Source organism: Pseudoalteromonas haloplanktis ATCC 14393, from assembly GCF_000238355.1.
GTDB lineage: Bacteria > Pseudomonadota > Gammaproteobacteria > Enterobacterales > Alteromonadaceae > Pseudoalteromonas > Pseudoalteromonas haloplanktis.
Map to the genome: position 1 here is coordinate 24,352 of NZ_AHCA01000017.1, position 17,294 is coordinate 41,645.

The following is a 17,294-nucleotide window of genomic DNA, read 5'->3' on the forward strand; positions in this document are numbered from 1 at the left end:
TTTATTCTTGGTTATTCGAAAAACCTATAAACTTTTACAGCGATTAAGTGCTTCTAAATAGTAATAATCGCCATAATTTAATGCCGCATTTAGCTCCTTACCAGCGGGGTAATGGCCCGTTGCTTGCTTTAACAAAAAGTGTCCATTTTCACCTTTTGCGGCTAAATATTCTGACGAACTTAAACTGCGTAACATTGTCATCGCCGCTTTGCGGTAGCGAGCAGCTTCGTCTTCTTCAACATAGTTAGCTAATTCAATTAAACCACTAGCTAATAATGATGCAGCTGAAGAGTCTCGGTAGTTAATAACATCAGGATGTTCTGGCGCGTCGTAATCAAAATACGGCACTAAATCTTCAGGCATATTTTTATGAGTAAGTAGGTAGTTAACGATATTACGGGCATGGTTTAAGAATTTTTCATCTTTAGTATATCGGTATACCATTGTATAACCATACGCTCCCCAGGCTTGACCTCTTGACCAAGAAGAGTCATCCGTCAGCCCCTGAAATGTCTGTTTTGATATAGGCAAACCAGTGTCGCGGCTATAGTTTACTAAATGATACGAACTATAATCGTCACGGAAGTGGTGCTTCATTGTGACTGTCGCATGGCTGACTGCCGCGTCATAATATTTCTTATCGCCAGTCGCTATCGAGGCGTTAAATAGCAACTCTAAATTCATCATATTGTCGATAATGACCGGAAATTCCCATGTTCCCCAGCTCCATGAGAATGTAGTGCCTATATCCGGATTATAACGTTCCATTAGTGTCTTAGCTGTACTAACCAAAATAGGGCTATAACTTTGATTGCCCGTTAGCCTTAATCCGTTACCAAAGCTATTGTTCATAATAAAACCTACGTCATGCGTTTTACGGTTGAACTGCATATTCTCTAATGCATTCGTCCATTCAGTCGCAGTATCAAGCCAACTTTTATCCTGACTATGTTCATAAACATACCAAAAGCTGCCCGCAACAAAACCACTGGTCCATCCCATTGGGTTAATGAAGTTCACTTTACCATCACTGTATGAGGTAGGAATTTTTGTAGGGTTAGTATAAGCTTTTCTAAAGTCATCCATTTGTAGTTGTGCTTTATCCAGTGCTGCACTACAAAAAGCCGCATCGTCTGCTAGTAATTGCTTATTCCCTTCAAGTGCATTACAGGCCGGTAGCGCAAATAATATTGATATGGCCAATGCACTTTTAGTTAAACTTTTTTTCATAGAACCCCCTTTAACTCACGTTCAATTTTTAATAATTTTTATTTGAGCGAATTTAATATTTATACCTGTCACATGCTGAAAATTGCACCCTAGGAGCAATTAACAAGTTTCCTTCGCTATTCCCAATAGTTTGCCTGCAAGGCTCTGCTTTTTATCGCAAGTTAAATTTACATAAACAGGGCACACCAACTTGACTGATATTGACCCATATTGAGCGATAATGTCAAATTGTAAGTGATGAATCACCAATTAAAATGCAATAAGGATGTTTTCCTTGCAGGTATACCGTGTTTATTAGGCTAAGAATAGAAAGGGAGGGCATTAACCAAATGTATAAATCGGTCATTTACAATCATAGTTAGCGCCACTTACTTATGCACGCTAGCTAAATTAAAATGACCGGTAATCTAATTTAAAATGCAACAGTTCCGCGAATTTCATACTCGCCTGGGAGCAGTACTTCGCTTTCTGAGACCGCTATTGAGCGATTACGGATCACAGCTATGTCTTCGATTTTTGGTAAAACTAATCTAGCCTCTGTATTCTTAGGGACGGTTAAAGACATGATGAGTTGCCCATCAGTGATAGCCCAACTAACAGCTATATCGCCATACGGGGTGGGATGGCTACCATTCACCGTAGACAGCTTGTCAGTAAACTGCGGCTCAACTTTAAAATGTTTAAAGCCAGGCTGAGTTTGTTCAATACCTAGCATTCCACGATAAAACCAACTAGCAATAGCGCCGTAAGCATAGTGATTAAGCGAATTCATTTTCTCACCATTAAAACCAGTTTCTAGCGAGTAAGAATCCCAACGCTCCCAGGTGGTAGTAGCGCCGTTTTTTATCGAATAAAACCATGATGGATAGCTTTCTTTAAATAAAATCTCGTACATGAGATCGCTATGACCAAATTTTTGTAATACTGGCGCTAATAGTGGCGTACCTAAGAATCCAGTGCGTAAATGACGATCGCTTTTTTCAATTAAAGTAACCAACTGTTCAACCGCTTGATTTTGTTCTTCAACAGCAAACAGATCAAAAGCGAGGGGCAGCAAATAACTGGTTTGTGTGGTTTTAGGTGATATTTTTTTTGTTGGGCCTTGTCTTTCACTGCCATTATTGTAGATCGGCGGTTTGATAATATTGGTGCGAAGTAACAAGTTTTCATCAAAGAAGTAATCTCGAAACTTGCGTTTAATATTATTGAACAAAACCTCATATTGATCAGCATCAGTGTGGTAACCTAGAATGCGAGCCGTTTTAGCAACAATATCTGCTGAATAGGCGTAATAAGCCGTTGCAATTAAATCTCTGTGAGTGTCGCCACCATTATTACCATCACTGGTGAAAGGTTGTAGCCAGTCTCCATGGCTACTCATGGTAGAAATATGCTGATAACTGTTAAATGTATGATAACCCAACCAACGTTTCATCATGATGTAGTTTTCTGCAAGAATGGTTTTGTCGCCAGTAAACTGATAAAGCTCCCAAGGCACAATAGTAGCAGCATCTCCCCATGCAGAACCTGTCAAACTAGTTAAGAAATTACGAAAAGGTACAAAGTTTGGCACCATGCCATCGATACTTTGCTCTTCACGAACACTTTCAAGCCAAGCAGCCCAAAAACCATAAACGTCTGCTTTATACATTGATGTCTGAGCAAAAACTTGCGCATCACCAGTCCAACCTAAACGTTCATCCCGCTGTGGGCAATCGGTTGGAATATCTAAAAAGTTTCCGCGTAAGCCCCAAGATACATTATCTGAAAGCTGGTTTAGATCAGCGTTAGTGCTAGTGAAATTATCATAAACCTCAAAATCGGAATGCAATACTTTCCCTTTCACCCAATCAAGCGTAGGTGTGGAAGCTTGGTCATAACCAGATAATTCAACAAATTGATAGCCATGAAAGGTAAAGGTTGGTTGATAACGGACCACCCCCGTTTTGTTTGGAGTATAGAGATCGGTAGCTTTTGCAGAACGTAAGTTCGTTACGGCAAACTCACCTTTATCAATAGCTTCTGCAAAACGTAATTTGACTTGCTGATTTTTAATGACAGGAATATTGATTTCTGGCACTCCCACCATATTTTGCCCCATATCAAAAATTGTTATGCCATTTTTCTGGCTAACAATCTTTACTGCTGGAATAGTTAACGTTTCACGAACCGTAGAATGACGCTTAGGCTTCAATAACACATGTTGTTCAAGTGGTTCCGTAATAACCTTTTGCCATTTATCTGCATCTTGATTTTTATCAAAGTCAGCGCTGTGCCAATTAGTTAGTTCAAAATTAGCATCATAAATTTCCCCATCATAATTACTCGCTTCGCGAATTGGGCCTTGGTCAGTCGATTGCCAATCTTTATTTGATGCAACGATTTGCTGAGTGCCATCTGTAAATGTGACTTCTAATTGCGCCAATAAGCGCATAGGTAACATATACTGCTGCTCTGTTGGGTGGAATATTCTTCCGCTGTGCCAACCTTCAGCAACAATTGCAGCTAATGTATTTTCACCTATTTTTAAATGTGATGTCACATCATAAGTGAGTGTTTCGATACGTTTGTGATAAGGAGTCCAACCGGGAGTCATCACATCATTACTAATGGCTTTACCATTTATAAAAGGTTTAAATACACCTTTTGATGTGATGTATAACCGTGCTTGATAGATGTCTTTATCTAAACTAAAACCCTTGCGTAAGTAGTGTGGTCGGTAGTATTTATTATTAGGTGCGGGGAAACGCCCACCTTTGACGGTTCGATTAAACACACTATCTTCATCAAACTCATTAGCATCTGGATGGCCTATCCATTTTGCTTGCCAGTCATCATTATTCAATAGACCTATTTCAAGGTGGTTAACCTCACTCCATTTAGAAGCTTGATCATTTTCATCCCACATTTTTACCCGCCAATAAACCTTTTGACGAGACAATAACTTTTTACCTTGATAGCTTATCCAAGCGCTATTGTCTGAGACAACCTTTTCGCTATCCCAAATAACTTGGGTATCAAGAAATTTAGCTGAAGTCGCAACCTGAATTTGATAAGCAGATTGAAACTGAGCTTTGCCGTACTGGGGGATTTTCCAACTAAAACGTGGCCGTTGTTCATAATAACCAAGTGGATTGACAAACCCTTCCCCCACTTTTAACTGTATCGGAGCAGCTACTTGCGCTACAACTTTGCTAGATTCTGATTCAGTAGAGTGCTGATTGTGTTCTGCACAACCTGCTAAAAATATAAAAACAGAAAATAGACTTACATGAACTTTATTTGCCCTATTAACAAAACTACTTAATGATCTTATCAATTTACTCATGGTGATATTCCTCTAAGATACGTTATATAAGCATTACTTTATAAGTGCTTATCGCATTGTTACACCGGTAGTAAAAAGCATAATGTCATCTGTTACTTCGCTACGACCAACATATATCCCCCAGCGGAAGCCTATTTCTTCTGTACGTGGCCATTGGCCATTACCAACTTTATTGCCATCAATATAAACTTCGTAATCTATACCGTTATCCCTTACTCGCACATCAAAGCCTTTACCATTCATATTTTTAGCTACTATGTACTTGTTATTTCCTATCTCAGGCTGCTCTTTTCGCGGTACATACCAAATATTTCCGTGTTCATCTAAGCGGATCATCACAGACCAGTGGTCGACATTATTTCCTTTAGCTTGAAATATTGAGCACATGTGCGGTAGTGCACATCCAGCTGACTTTATAATAGTGAAACGCCCTTCCCACTCTCTCCATACGCCGTCTTGTGGCGCCCACTTATCGGTCACGCTAAAGCTTTCTATGCGTGCTGCATTTTCACGTTGATTTCGAAGATTTTCTTCATCTTTAAATAAGCGGAAAACTTGTGTATTACCGTCTTCTTGGTACCAACGAGTCCAACGTTCGAACTCATTACGACGAATTGACGCATGGCCAACAGTATGAATCGCTAAATTGTCTTGGATGATTGGGTTATTCGCATAAGGACCAACTTCAACAAGAGCGTTATTTACATCAATTTTAGAGCCTTTAAACCCCTTATTAGTATTAGTGTGATGTGGTCTTAACGCGTCACTGTCTTTTACTTCTTGCCACAGAGGATCTGTGCCTGTTTGAACATAAAGTGTCGACTCAGCTTGAGGACTAGCTTGTTTAGAACTACAAGCAGATAGTGTGCAAACTAACGATAAGGATAATAATGCTGTACGGATAACCATGTTTAATTTCCTTTATTATTTTTAAAGCAAGACCTACCACAATTAGGCATCCTGCTTTTACCAGTTAATACGTTTTGTATGCTGATGAACTCGTACTCTCGACTTTCAGTAACGAGTCTCGAAAACTCAATTGCGTACCTGAACCAATATAGAGATCGGTCAACTTATTATTTTTGAGTGTAATAATCCCAAAGGAGCCGATGAATGATATGCCAAGTTCTTTATTTTCATAATGTTGGCTACTATTTTCTTGGATCAAAATGTATTGAGTCACATTTGAAATGCCCACTTTAGAGACTACTTTGACTCCCTTAAATACATCGTTATGCATCAGACGAGAAGTAGATTGAATAGCAGGCTGCTCAACCCCTTGATACGATTCAAACGTTAATACAAACGGGTTAAGCCAAGCATCTCCTTCATGACGTAACACCATCATTGGTATCTCGTGCTTATTATAAGGTGGGTCTTCACTTTTAATTTTAGGGGCTATCGCTGTAGACAATGCCAGCTCCAAACCCGCCACAATAGTGCTTTGCATCATAACGGGTGAATTTAGGAACTTATGTGCGGTAAAGGTTGCAGTAAGAGTTTTAGCTGTTTTCGAAGAGGTATTCACATTTTTTAAGAAATGCCATCCTGGGTGAACAAAATTCCGGTCATGCGTCCACTTATCGATCATTGACGGGTCAAAAGGTTGAAAACGATTTTTATCAGAATGAAACTTAATCGTTTGCCCATCAGTGGCTACATCAAGCGAATCGCCAAGGTTACGATATAAATAATCATGATATTGATTTTCAACCTCTGATCTTGCTCTAAAAATATCGAGGTAATAACCAAGCTGGTCACTTAACCGTATAACCGCGGTAGTTCGCTGATGGTATGCCGGTTTTACTAAATTATATTCATCATAAAAACGAGTCGTTATAAAAGAGTACTTATCGCTAATTGGGTTTGCATTAATTTCTGGCTCCATAACAACTTTTTCAACGGGGTTTGTTGCCAATTGTAGCCATCCACCTTTTGAAGCTGATGCACCATTACTAATAACTGTATTATGGCCTGCAAATAAGCGATTATAATTTTGATGAACATTTGTAGGGTAACCGCCTTTTCCAGATTCTAAACCTAATACGTGCCCTTGCCCATACAACTCCATATCAATTCCTGACGCATGGCCATGCACATAACTACCGCCACCAATAGTTGCCATAAGGCTATTTTTAACAGGGTCGTCAGAGGATAAATTTCGTTGAATGAAAAGCCCTGCAAATGGAATATGAACCGTGTTATATACATTTAAAGGTGTGTCAATTTTCTGCTCCCCCAAGTCAGTTTCTGGCCACAATAGCGCTAAAGGCGCAAAGTATGGCTTTGCTGAGGTATGTCTGGGTAACAGTGTTGAGCGATCATATTGGCCTGTCTTAATTAACTGCTTTAGCCTGCTAGCAAACTTAGCGATTAATGCTTTGTTGTTATTCAAAACAGCTGACTTATATGCCAATTCATATTCAAAATAGTTATCTTGATGACTGCGATGACTATCTCCGAATGCCGGATAATCACCATTTGGAAAGCGTAATTGCTCATAGGTTAATAATGCACTGGAAATATTAGGGTACTTATTTCCAAGCTGTAATGAAGGCTCAATCCGGTCAATTAAGTTCATTAAATATAAGCTAAAATAGCCAACATGCATCGCATAGCCTAGAGACTCAGGCCATATATCTCCTGCCTTTACATAATTTTTTGCTACTTTTGCTAAAGAGTCTTGATGGGCTGTATCTAGGGTAAGGTAATGTTCAAGGTAGTGTTGGCGCAGATGCTCATCATCAATTGCTAACGCGTTATGCACTAAACTCGATGACTCCAAAATAGGCCAGTTATTATCAATAAGACCAGAATCAAGTGCTAACTGCGCATAAGTGGTAAACACATGCTGTGCTGCACTGAAATCAAATACAGTAAACTTGTTTTGATGTGCATCATAAACTTTTCCACCTTTCTTTAGGTAATTATAAACAAAGTCATATATAAGTGGGATTTGAGCTGCGTAGATCCGGGATTCTAGAAGGTGGTTTTTTGGTATGATCCAGCCTCGATTGTTTAAATGCACCGGCTGTATACCAATCTCTGTACTATTTAACCCTTGTACAACGGTGTATAAAATATCTGCTGCGCAGTGTGCATATTTATCTTCACCAATTAAAGCATACATAACCCCGCAATCAATGGCCGCTTGTAGGCTTAACTGTAATGGATTGCGAAGTTCGTTATTGCCTACATTTTTTTGCACGATAAACGCAGGAAATTTATTAGTTTTTTCTTGCCAGGATAATGGCAGCCTTTTTATATTCTCAACGCGCTCATCAACACTTGTCGGAACAAAATCATCAGCCCGTTTTTTTAAAGCTAAGAAGCGCTCTTTAGCCCATTGTTCAGTCTCTATTTTTTTCAAAACAATGGGCTTTTCTTTGGCTGTTAGCCAAATTAAAGGACGCTCAGTAGCAAGTAACTTAGTGCTGTAAAGGCTAGTCACTAATGAACCTAGCACTAAGTATAGACACCTGATTTTGTTCACAAGTGTGCTCTATTAAATAGGCTTAATATATCTTTGAAATTCAAACGAATACTTACCAGCTTGGTATAGTTTTTTACGCGTATTAGGGATTGTTACGTAAGCACTGGTATTACTAGGAATTTCAATATCCCATTTGATGACACCGTCTTTTTGAGTCCATTTACTTTTAATTTTTCCATAACCAGTTTGGTAACTGACGTCGACCCATTCTAAGTCTTTAGGAAATACAGGGCGAAGTTCAAACTCCTGAAAGCCAGCATTATCATCTAATGGTCGGATCCCACCAAGCCCTTCATAGAACCACCCATCATAACCACTGTGAAATGGGTGGTTTAATGAACGACCAGGGGCGTTTCTACGTTCGGGATCAAGATCTGGGTCTAAAACCCCTTTTCGCTCCCAAAGGGTTGTCGCGTTAAGTTTTTCAAATTGAAATGAGTAGCCAGGGTAACCATCTGCAGTAAAAATATTAAAAGCAGTGTCCGCATAACCGTAATCGCTTAATGCTAAATATAAATAGGTTTGACCAAGTGCACCTACAGAGCCATGACCACCCCACGTCTCGACCACATCTTTATTTAAAGCAGTTGCGATTGATTGGCGTAAATCAACTGGCGCAATCCCAAAGCGTAGTGCCATTGCATCGGCGGTTTGACTACCATAATGTCCGGTCTGCGGGTTATAAAACTCTTTGTTGAACTGCGCACTGATTGCTTGGAATAAGTCATTAAATTGTTGTGATTTATCTGCCTCATTGAGTAAAGCAGCTATTTTACTCATTAGATCGGCGCCATGAGCAAGTAAAGCTGAACTCGTAATTGTTGGCGAAGTGTGCTGTGGATTACAGCGTTTTCGACCCATACCCGGTTTTAAAACGGGATCACACCAATCACCGTAGCCTATACGTAATAAGCCATTATCTAATTTACTTTCGGCTAACTGCATATACTCCAGTAAACTATCGAATTGTCTCTGTAGTACTTGTAAGTCACCGTGATGACGATAATGTTCCCAAGCAATAATTATCTCAGCAACGGCCCAATCAAAATTGCCACCGTGTGTACGCTTACCTGGAACCACGGCAGGGGCTTGGAATGTCGCCGTACTAAAGTCACCTAAATACTTTTGCCAAAAGTTGTCCATATTATAATTATAGTTACCAGTGATAAGCGCAGCATGTGCATCACCAGTCCAGCCCGCACGCTCTCTGATAGGGCAATCCATTGGTACAGCCATTAAATTACTTTCATAACTCCATAACGCCATATCATGAATGCGGTTAATTAAATCATTAGAGCTTTTAAAAGTCCCCGCAATTTCAACATCACTTCTTACTAAATGCGCTTTAATGGCATCAATAGCAGGTGCTTGTTTAAGTCCTGTTATTTCTAAATAACGAAAGCCATGCCAAGAAAATTCAGGTGTCCACGTTGATGCATCATTACCAGAAGCAATATAACCATCCACTTGCTTTAATAGTGGTGCTCCACCGCCTGTTTTTTGACTAATGTTACCATCTATATCAGCCCATTCAGCATAACGAAGATACACTGAACTTCCCTTTTCTAAATTCAACTTATCAAGATTTAGAGTAGGTACACCAGTAAAGTTCTGTCCAAAATCCAATACCCAGACACCTGGTTTAGGTTGATATATTTTTTGTACAGTCATTTCTTTTACAGCCCGAATAGGCGGTAATAATTGTGGCTCTAGTTTTTCTGTAGGCCACTGGCTAAGTACTTCTACAGGCTGCCAGTTGTCAAGATTACTCGTGTTGCGATTCCAATCAGACAGCATTTTATTAGCATCAAACAATTCACCAGAAAAGATGCCTTCTTTTATTACTGCAGACGGATGACTGAGCCACTGTTGATTTGAAGTGATTAATTGCGTAGAGCCATCATCAAATGCTAACTCTAATTGAGCAATAAATTTAGGTTGGCCATAAGAAAGAGTTTTCGATGGTTTATCTTCTGAACCATCAGGATTTTTCCATCGACTAAATGCAATGTTTTCATCATACCAGCCACTTCCTAAGTGAACGGCAATAGTGTTTTCACCCGGTAAAAGAAAATTAGACACTTCATCAGTGTTGTAAAGAATACGCTTATCAAAATCAGTTTGTCCTGGGTCCATAATACGATCTGAAACCCTCTGCCCATTAAGATACACTTCGTAATACCCACCGGCAGTACTGTGAAGCTTAGCTTTAACTATTTTTTTACCACTTTCAGCTTTAAAAGTATGGCGAAATAAACTGGCTGTAGGTTGTACTTTAACTTGTTCAATAACCAGCTCTTGGGTTTTAGTTTTATCCTTGGTTAAAGTTGATAAATCTTCAGGGTTAAGACCAGTTGCATAGAGCGCCCACTGTTCTACACTCGGTGTAACAGGTGTAATCTCTTGTTTTTCAACTTGTAGCCACTTAGCTTGCCAATCATCTTTGGTTAACAATCCCATTTCCCATGAGCTAATACGACTCCACTCACTCATTTGTTCTGATTGCCAAACGCGTACCCGCCAAAAGGCAGTATCATTTGCTTCAAGTACAGTGCCTTGATATGCAATATTTAACGATTGTTTTGCTTTGACCTTACCACTATCCCATAGCAATAAATCAGGTTGATCAAATGATTGGGTCTGGCTAACTTGAATTTGATAGTGAGATTGACTTTCTACATTAGAGTGCCAAGAAAGTTTAGGGTTTGGATTATGGACGTTTAGAGGGTTTAGATTCCCTTCAACCAATAAGTTATTGGGTTGAATAATTACATTATCTTGCGTGTTTTTATAACTACAAGCAGATAAAAAGATAAAAAAAAATAAAAATATAACGTTTTTCATGATAGTTCTCACATTTATGCGAATACGACACAATAAAACCCTACCGCCGAAAAATTCCTATTAACATTACAGTTAATAGGAATAAGCTTTCAAAACCTCTATTGAGGAAAAAGTAAGGGAGTTACTTGAAAATTTTAAAGGCTGTTAACCTTCCCACTTCACCATCTCGGAAGCGGCAAGAAGAACAGCACCTACGCCATATAGCTGTGAGTCAGTCTTTTTAACTGGGTCTGGTGATTTACCAACATGCTGAACCCAATTTACTCGACCGTTAGGTTCCACTGCTTGCTCGAGAGCATGCCAACCTTTTTCTACGATGTCTTTTGACTTTTGATCGGTCAGAATACCGTTATTAACACCCCATGCTAAGCCAAATGTAATAAAGCCTGTTGCACTTACTTCTGGTGTTTTAACAATGTCAGGATCCATCAATGAAGCTGGCCAATAACCGTTTTCACGTTGTAATTTCATCAAACCAGCTGCATTCTTTTTATATAATTCAATATAACGATCTTTAGATGGGTGCCCCATAGGTAGATCATCAATAATCAATGGAATTGCAGCAAATACCCAGCCATTACCGCGCCCCCAAAATACAGGTTCTCCGTTATCACTTTTCATATCGAAATAACGGCTATCACGGAAGAACAACCCATACTTATCAGAAAATAAATAATCTGCACTAGCCCAAAACTCTTTATCTGCGTAGTCAAAATATTTAGGATCGCCTGTAACATTGCTTAGCTTTAACCATGTTCTTGGAGCCATATACAATGCATCAGCCCAACACCAACGATCTTGGCAGTTCCCTTCAAAATGAGCACCGTTTTGCGTAGAGCTTGTTTCATCTCGCATTTCCAATCCAACTTGTGGCGGATTTGCTAAAATTTGATCAAATAATTTTTGAGTCGGCTTATAAGCGTCGGTATTACCTGTTTGTTCTGTTAGCCATAAATATGTTTGGCCGATAGTATGATCATCAGCATGGTAAGGGCGGTCTAATAATAATTCATAATTCTGCTCTTTAGCCATTGCAGCTATAAAGTCAGTGTAATCTTGATTTTTAGTTGTTTCAGCCCAACGAGTTAGACCAATATAAAATGAAGCTTGAATCCAAAATTTAGGGTTTTCTGATTTTGCACGATGTGACTCAGGAATATAAGATAGATCATCAAGATGCGATATCTGCCAATCAGCGGCTCTATTCGCAATATCTCTTGCTGACTTGACGATAGAATCCGCGTTGCCTGCCTCTATCGGCGCTACTGCAGCTTTCTCAGTCTTAATTTGATTCTGAGTATTTGGCTCTGAGCACCCTGTAAGCAACAAACCAACTGTCAGTGGTAGCAGTGCTAATTTCATTGTTTTTTTCATTTCGAAACCCTAATTATTATTGTGTGTGAGCGAAAGTTACCAACTTCACGCATAAATACTGTTGTCTATTGTAAAAATATAGTGAGTGCCAATAACTCGACAGAATTTCTCAAACAGTAGACTGAGTCATTACAAATTATAAAAATTCACGAATATGCAATAACAATAAAACAATGTGACTTAATTTGCAACAATTTGAGCGATAAAGATTAAAGATATATTAATGGATGAGATAGAGTAAAAATGTGCCGAACTATAATCTACCTTAGATTGTAGGATCTGGATTTATTAAAACGTCATTGTGGTGGTTGCCCCACCACAATGATTAAAACAAATTCATTTAGTCCTTATACTTTTCAAAAAGCTCGAAAAACTCTTTTGTAAGTGCTTTATTACTTGAAGCAAGGTTGTTTTTCTCACCAGGATCTTTAATGATATTGTATAGCTCTACCTTTGCATCAAAGCCATAGCGAACAGCCTTATAATCACCTTTGCGGGCAGCTTGGTATGTATCACCAATTATCCCTGAGTTTGGATCACCCACTTGTTTAGCAAATTCCCAATACAGCACACGCTCAGGCTGCGGCTCAGGCTTATCATTAAGGAGCCCTTTAATAGACACACCATTAGTCCTAACTCGTGGAATAATATTAAGATCAACACCCGTAATATCAGCTAAAGTTGGCAAGACGTCTGCAAATAACCATGGAGTATTATCAACACGGGACTTTTTGATTTTGTCAGGCCATTGAACAAGCATAGGAACGTGGATCCCACCATCATAAAGATCACGCTTTTGTCCTTTATAAGGTGTGGCTGCTTTTAAATACTCAGGATCAGCTCCACCTTCATCGTGCGGCCCATTATCAGACGTAAATACAATCAGCGTATTATCTAGGATGCCTTTTTTCTCAAGCGCCTTCGTTATTTGACCAACATAATCATCTAATGCACTTACCATGCCCGCTAAAGTAGCATTAGGTTTTGCTACCGGCTCAGGGTAGTAAGCTGCATATTTATCACTTGGTTTTCCAGAAGACATACCTGTGTATGGTGTTTCTTTAAAAGAATATTGCTTGCTGTATTTCTCCGGTACAGCTAACTCAGCATGTGGAGAAGAGAAAGTTAACATAACAAAAAATGGGTTTTCACGTTTTTGATTTATATAGTCAATCGCTTCATTGGCAAATAACTCCTGCGCATAAGCCCCTTTTTTGCCACCTTCATTCTCTGTAATACGTATTTTTTTACCATCCCGCCATAAAATTTGCGGGTATTGGCGATGGCCTTCTAATATAGAATACATTCCGTACCAAGTATCAAAGCCCATCGCTAATGGATCAGTAACGCCCATCTGTGAACCAATCGAATATTTTCCGAATAATGCAGTATCATAACCTGCATACTTCAATACATGTGCAACCGTAATATCACTTTCTTCTAATTGAACTGTATTAGAGTTGTTAGTCATATAGCGACCGTCACGACCAGTAAACAATGATACTCTTGATGGAGAACAAACAGTGTTGCCTGCATAGGCTTGGTCAAATCGAATACCGTTGTTAGCGATATTATCTAGATTTGGGGTTTTGATTGGGGTGTTACCATATGCCCCAACCTGATTAAAGCCAAGGTCATCAGTTAAGATAAAGATAATATTTGGTTTTTCAGTTGCAAATACAGGTTTGGATAAACCTAATAGTAGGCAACCTACAACACCTAATAACTTGTGTGTGTTTTTTATCATTTTTATTCCTTAATTTTCTGTAGAAAAATTAAAATGTCTATTTGAACTAAAGTATGAAACCCATCATAGTTATCGCAGTACCAATAATATAAAAATAAGATCAAATACTTTAATTAAGCCCATTCTTAGTAAAACATTCTTCCACACTGATTTCGGTTTTTGTTAACTTTGAATTGGCGCAACTTGACTATTTTGTTAAAAATTAATAAGTTGTGGCTATTTATATTTGCCACCCCCTGTTATTAATCAACTCGAAAGCACTAAGTTAAATTGAGCGACCAAGACAAATTATGAGCGATAATGACGATTCTCACACAAAAAACACAATATTGACAAGTTATATTAACTAAAAATGATGCGTCTACCTTTCTAAAACAGTGACACACAGATCGCCCAACTTTAACCGTCACTTATAAAAAAGTCATAAATTCAAAGGCTCCTAGCAAAAAATAAAATACACACTCAATTAATTTATATACTTTTCTCAATTCAAGATAACCCCTTAACTTCACAGAGTTAGCTATATCTAAACAAACCTTTTGCGTGTAATTCACTCAATTATGTTAATTTCAATATTAATAGAGGTTAGATTTTTTGATGGTTGACTTAAACAGTTATCAAAATTAAGCTAAAACAATCAAAATAAATCATTATACACACAAGAAAAGTAGAAACTATGAAAATTACATTACGAAGTACAAAGCTAAGTGCATTAACTTTATCACTAGTTGCAGCTCTATCCGGTTGTAATGCTCATGTAGACAGTGAGTCAACAACGCCCTATGTAAAAGAACAAGTCCCTGCGCAAGTAGGTAGTTTTGGCGATCAGGGGGATGGTACTTATATTAATCCAATATTAAATGCAGATTACCCGGACTCAGATATAGAGCAAGTTGGTGATACCTACTATATGATCACTTCTAAACAACATATGTCTCCAGGCATGCCTATCCTAAAGTCGAAAGATATGGTGAATTGGACCAACGTTGGGCATGCATTTCCTAAGCTATCATGGGCTCCTGAGTATAATTGGGATCGCATGAACGGTTATTCATTTGGTACTTGGGCTGGCGATATCGCATATCACGAAGGAAAGTGGTACGTATATCAGATAGATTATCAACACGGTTTAATGGTCACAACAGCTGATAATATTGAAGGCCCATGGAGTGAGCCAATAATGATGTTGCCAAAAGCTGATGTACTCGATGATCCTGCTGTTTATTGGGATAAAGAAACAAGAAAAGCTTATGTAATCATTAATACTGGTGCAAAACAAAAGTCTTCTGACAATAAAATAGAAGGTAATGAAAACCGTATTTATGAAATGAGCTGGGATGGAACAAAAATTCTAGATGAAGGCAAACTAGTTCATACCGGCTTAGGCGCAGAAGCGGCCAAAATTTATAAAATTGATGGTACTTGGTACATCTTTATGGCTCAGTGGACTATGGGCGATAAATCCACCAAACCTGGTGTTAAAAATCCTAAAAATGACAGAAAACAATTAGTACTTCGTTCAAAAGAAAGTATATACGGCCCTTACGAAGTGAAAACTGTTTTAGAAAAAGGATCTGAATTCAATAACCGCAGTGCTAGCCAAGGTGGTCTAATGCAAGCCCCTGACGGTTCTTGGTGGTATATGCATCAGCTAATTCAAAATGATGATATTCCATTCCAAGGTAGACCTCAGGTATTAGAACCCGTTACTTGGGTTGATGGTTGGCCAATTATTGGTGTTGACGAAGATAATGATGGTATTGGCGAACCAGTTAAACGCTACAAAAAACCTATTGATGGTTACCCTATCACAGCCCCTAAAAGTGACGATGATTTTTCATCAACAAAATTAGGGTTGCAATGGGAGTGGAACCATAATCCTAGAGATAGCCATTGGTCTTTAACTGAGCGTCCAGGCTGGTTACGTCTAAAAGCCAGTAAAGTATTACCTAATAAAGAAGGTCATGGTCCAAAGATCAATGAATGGACTAATAATGACGGCTCTGATGGTGATTTTTGGAGAGCAAACAATACTCTTAGTCAAAGAATGATGGGGATCACTACAGGCACAGCTGTTGCTAAATTTGATATATCAGGTATGAAACCTAATCAATTAGCTGGCTTCGTTCGATATGGTGGGATTTTTAATCTTCTAGGTGTTGAAATGGATGAGCAAGGCAAGAAGCATCTATTTTATATGAATGGAATGAGTGAAAAAACTATAGGCCCAGAATTAACCAGCGATACATTATTTGTTCGAACATCTAACGCTCGAAATCAGGCTACTTATGAATACAGCTTTGATGGAAAGAGCTTTAAAGCATTTGGACCAACATTCACTATAGCTTTTGGTAAATGGACTGGTGACCGTTTAGGTTTCTTCTCATGGAATGAAAAAGAGGATGCTGGTTACATAGATGTTGATTGGTTTAAATATGATTACGATGGCCCAAAGGCGGCTTCTTCACAAGTATTTAAAAATTAGTATATTTCATTGCTCCCTTTGTTTTTCAGAGGGAGCTACTTCAACTTTTCATCTCTTTCCTACCCAAAAATGTATTTTCCACATTGTGGAATACACTATTACTACCGTGTGATAAATCTAACTGTTCCCCTTTCCCAATTTTTAAATCGTGACTGAAAATCAACTTTTCTTTATATGAGAATTATGGCATTTATAAGTTTACCTTCACTTTAGCTGTTGCAGGCCAAATGATTGAAGCTTAATGTTGACCTTGTTTTAGCAACCGGTGATATTACTGAATACAGATCAGAATCAGATTATGTTCAATAGATGGATTAAGTAGCTTCGCCATTATAGAATGCAGGAATTGACCTATTTCTAGTGCGAGGTAATCACGAGATTATTAACGGACGTAATTGGCCTTCATGGTTCAAAAACACTCTGGAATGGGAATGTCAATTTGTGAACAATGTTTGCAACCTATATGAAGATAAAAACCAAGTAAATTTTTATCAGGGTTAGAGTTTTACTTTGCAGATAACCGTACCTTTTATGAGTTCGTTTTTGATTCTATTTAATGACTATTAAGTTACATATATTTCAGATTACGATCATCAATATATGCGTAGTCTATTTATACCTATAAAAAACATAAAGATACAAACTAATGTGTGTCATTATAAAGGTAATTTTATGGTTATTAAAAGTCTAATTTAAATCTTTAAACGATAATTCATATGTTGAAAATAGTTATCAACATATCCACACACGCTATAAATTCTATTATTAATATAAAGAACTATAAATAATATTA

Annotated in this window: 8 protein-coding genes; 1 reads left to right on the forward strand and 7 read right to left on the reverse strand. The window is 38.3% G+C overall.

The window, feature by feature from the left end; translation table 11 throughout:
• Positions 1-24: 24 nt before the first annotated feature.
• From PHAL_RS0120790 to PHAL_RS0120820, 7 genes are all read right to left on the reverse strand, one after another.
• Positions 25-1,230: a glycoside hydrolase family 88 protein gene (locus PHAL_RS0120790; protein WP_016710365.1), complete on the reverse strand. Its 1,206-nt coding sequence runs from the start codon at positions 1,228-1,230 to the stop codon at positions 25-27.
• Between the two features lie 412 nt (positions 1,231-1,642).
• Positions 1,643-4,558, reverse strand: coding sequence for a family 78 glycoside hydrolase catalytic domain (locus tag PHAL_RS0120795; RefSeq protein WP_016710366.1), 2,916 nt, complete (start codon positions 4,556-4,558; stop codon positions 1,643-1,645).
• A 48-nt stretch (positions 4,559-4,606) separates the two neighbouring features.
• Positions 4,607-5,467 carry a hypothetical protein gene (locus PHAL_RS0120800; protein WP_016710367.1) on the reverse strand — a complete coding sequence of 287 codons (861 nt, stop codon included), beginning with the start codon at positions 5,465-5,467 and terminating at the stop codon, positions 4,607-4,609.
• Positions 5,468-5,531: 64 nt separating this feature from the next.
• A complete protein-coding gene (locus tag PHAL_RS0120805) occupies positions 5,532-8,009 on the reverse strand; it encodes a heparinase II/III family protein (RefSeq protein ID WP_016710368.1) in 2,478 nt (825 codons plus the stop codon).
• Between the two features lie 54 nt (positions 8,010-8,063).
• Positions 8,064-10,895, reverse strand: coding sequence for an alpha-L-rhamnosidase (locus PHAL_RS0120810; protein ID WP_016710369.1), 2,832 nt, complete (start codon positions 10,893-10,895; stop codon positions 8,064-8,066).
• Positions 10,896-11,039: 144 nt separating this feature from the next.
• A complete protein-coding gene (locus PHAL_RS0120815) occupies positions 11,040-12,269 on the reverse strand; it encodes a glycoside hydrolase family 88/105 protein (RefSeq protein WP_016710370.1) in 1,230 nt (409 codons plus the stop codon).
• 340 nt (positions 12,270-12,609) lie between these two features.
• Complete coding sequence (locus PHAL_RS0120820) at positions 12,610-14,016, reverse strand: sulfatase-like hydrolase/transferase (RefSeq protein WP_016710371.1); 1,407 nt, start codon at positions 14,014-14,016, stop codon at positions 12,610-12,612.
• 676 nt (positions 14,017-14,692) lie between these two features.
• On the opposite strand from PHAL_RS0120820, the gene PHAL_RS0120825 reads away from it, so the two are divergent.
• Positions 14,693-16,501, forward strand: a complete 1,809-nt coding sequence (locus PHAL_RS0120825; RefSeq protein WP_016710372.1) for a glycoside hydrolase family 43 protein — start codon at positions 14,693-14,695, stop codon at positions 16,499-16,501.
• Positions 16,502-17,294 lie beyond the last annotated feature (793 nt).